Below are 2,125 nucleotides of genomic sequence, written 5' to 3'. Positions count from 1 at the left end.
GCTACCTGAACCGTCCGGGCCTGACGGCCGAGCGCTTCGTCGCGGACCCGTTCGGCGCGCCCGGTGCGCGGATGTACCGCACCGGTGACGTGGTGCGCCGGCGGTCGGACGGTCTGCTGGACTTCCTGGGCCGGGCCGACGACCAGGTCAAGATCCGCGGGTACCGGATCGAGCCCGGCGAGATCGAGGACGCCCTCACCGCCCAGCCCGGCGTCACCCGGGCCGCCGTCGTGGTCCGCGAGGACACCCCGGGCGTCAAGCGCCTGGTCGCCTACCTGGTCGGCCCCGCCGAGACCGGACTCGACGCGCTGCGCACCGCGCTGGCCGCCCGGCTGCCCGAGTACATGGTGCCCTCGGCCTTCGTGACCCTGGACGCCCTGCCGCTGACCGTCAACGGCAAGCTCGACCGGCCCGCCCTGCCCGCCCCCCGGGCCGGCGGCGGAGACCGGGCCCCGCGCGGGGCCCGCGAGGAGATCCTGTGCGGGATCTTCGGCGAGGCGCTCGGCCTGGCCGAGGTCGGGCCGGAGCAGAACTTCTTCGACCTCGGCGGCCACTCGCTGCTCGCCGCCCGGCTGACCGCCCGGGTCCGCACCGTGCTCGGCGGCGCCCTCACCGTCCGCGACCTGTTCGAGGCCCCCACCCCCGCCGCCCTCGCCCACCGCCTGGACGGCCCCGCCGACACCCGCCCCGCCCTGACCCGCCGCACCCGCCCCGCCGACCTGCCGCTCTCGCACGCCCAGCGCCGAATGTGGTTCCTGCAGAACCTGGACGGCGACGGCGCGACCTACAACGTCCCGCTGGTGGTCCGCCTCACCGGCCCGCTCGACCGGGGCGCCCTGCGCGCCGCCGTCCGCACCGTCAGCGCACGGCACGAGAGCCTGCGCACCGTGTTCACCGAACGCGACGGCTCGGTGTACCAGCAGGTCCTGGACGCCCCGGCAGCCGCCGACGCCGTCGAGGTCCGCCCGGTCACCGAGGCCGGACTCGACGCCGCCGTGCGGGAGGCCGTCCGGCACGGCTTCGACCTGGCCGCCGAACGGCCGCTGCGCGTCACCCTGCTCGAACTCGGGCCGGAGGACCACGTGCTGGTGCTGCTGTTCCACCACATCGCGGGCGACGAGTGGTCGATGAACCCGTTCGTCGAGGAGCTGACCGCCGCCTACACCGGCGCCGAACTGCCGCCGCTGCCCGTCCAGTACGCCGACTACACGCTCTGGCAGCAGGACCTGCTGGCCGCCGGGCCCGGCAGCCTGCTGGAGCGCCAACTCGCCCACTGGCAGCAGGCGTTGGCCGGGATGCCGGAAGAGCTCGCGCTGCCGCTGGACCACCCGCGCACCCCCACCGCCCAGTACCGCGGCGACACCGTGCACGCCCAGGTGCCGCCCGCCGTCTACCGGGGCCTGCGGGAGGCCGCTCGGGCCACCGGCACCACCACCTTCATGCTGCTGCAGGCCGCCGTCGCCACCCTGCTGCACCGCCTCGGTGCGGGCGAGGACATTCCGCTCGGCGCCCCCGTCGCGGGCCGCTCCGACAGCGGACTCGACCGGCTGGTCGGCTTCTTCGTCAACACCGTCGTGCTGCGCACCGACCTGTCCGGCGATCCGACCTTCGCCGAACTCCTGGGCCGGGTCCGCGCGTTCGACCTCGCCGCGTTCGCCCACCAGGACCTCCCGTTCGACCGCCTGGTGGAGGCCGTCAACCCGCCCCGGGTGCCCGGCCGGCACCCGCTGTTCCAGGTGATGCTGGGCTACCAGCACAACGACGGCCAGGCCGGACGCCTGCTCGGCCTGGAGAGCCGGATCCTGCCCGGCGACCTCGGCGCGGCCAAGTTCGAACTCGACTTCAACTTCGAGGAGACCTCCTCGGCCGAGGAGATCGACATCGCCTTCGAGTACGCCGCCGACCGCTACGACCGCGCCACCGCCGAGGCCCTGGTGGAACGGCTGCTCGCCGTCCTCGCCCAGGTCGCCGCCGACCCGCACCGCCGGGTCGGCAGCCTGGACGTGCTGACGGCGGGGGAGCGGGTGCTGTTGGGTGAGTGGGCTTCGACGGGGCGGGAGTTGCCGTCGGCGTCGGTGGCGGAGCTGTTGGCGGAGCGGGCGGTTTCGGTGCCGGAGGAGACGGC

General features: G+C 75.1%; 1 protein-coding gene. It reads left to right on the top strand.

The features are described 5' to 3' along the window. On the top strand, positions 1–2,125 hold a 2,125-nt coding region (locus ABD345_RS39825; protein WP_344559708.1), incomplete at both ends, for a condensation domain-containing protein.

Source organism: Kitasatospora saccharophila (assembly GCF_039529925.1).
GTDB lineage: Bacteria > Actinomycetota > Actinomycetes > Streptomycetales > Streptomycetaceae > Kitasatospora > Kitasatospora saccharophila.
The sequence above is the reverse complement of the archived record's forward strand: the minus strand, read 5'-3'. Positions and strand labels throughout refer to the sequence as shown.